Source organism: Chrysanthemum yellows phytoplasma (assembly GCF_000803325.1).
GTDB classification, from domain to species: Bacteria; Bacillota_I; Bacilli_A; order Acholeplasmatales; family Acholeplasmataceae; genus Phytoplasma; species Phytoplasma asteris.
The window spans coordinates 1-729 of sequence record NZ_JSWH01000213.1; the positions used below are offsets into that span (position 1 = coordinate 1).

The window sequence follows — 729 nt, forward strand, 5'->3', positions numbered from 1 at the left end:
TAAATTTATCATTTAGTTACGATAAAAGCAAAAACATCGATTATGTCATTGATTTAGTTTATCGTTTACATTTAGAAAACAAAGCTGAAATCATCGTCATTGACCATCTTCAAATTACTAAAACTAGTAATTATTTAGAAAATGATCGGTTAGCCATTGACGAAATTATGACAAAACTCAAACAATTAGCCATGGAATTAAACCTTGTTATTATCATTTTATCTCAATTTTCAAGAGATACATACAGCCATTACCAAGGTAAATCCCCTGAAATAACCGCTTTAAAAGGAAGTGGTGGCATCGAAACTAACTCAGATCTTGTCTTAATGATGTCTAAATTTCAACCAAAACTATCCAAAGACTAAGAAAAACCATTAAATATCTATAATCAAAATTTTAATCAATTATATTTAGCATCAAAAAATAACGAATCTCAAAAAATCATTGAATTATCTATTAAAAAGAATCGCAGTGGTACTAAAAAGAACTTAGTTTATCACTTTGAAATGAACACTCAAACCTTTCAAGAAATCGGTTATATTTTACCTTATCCATTAGAAAGTTATTAAGGAGTCAACTCAATGAATTATCAAAATAAAATAAAAAACATTCAAACCCATTTTCCCATGTCAGTTTTATTAAAAAAATTAAAAATTTTACCTCTAAATTTTAATAATCACCACCGTTTTCCTTGTCCCATCCATCAAGGGCAAAACCCAACTTGTTGCC

General features: G+C 28.1%; 2 pseudogenes. Both read left to right on the top strand.

Annotated elements, in window-relative coordinates:
- Positions 1-569: pseudogene (locus OL66_RS03230) on the top strand (DnaB-like helicase C-terminal domain-containing protein); the annotation flags it as partial.
- A gap of 12 nt (positions 570-581) precedes the next feature.
- Positions 582-729: pseudogene (locus OL66_RS03915) on the top strand (DNA primase); the annotation flags it as partial.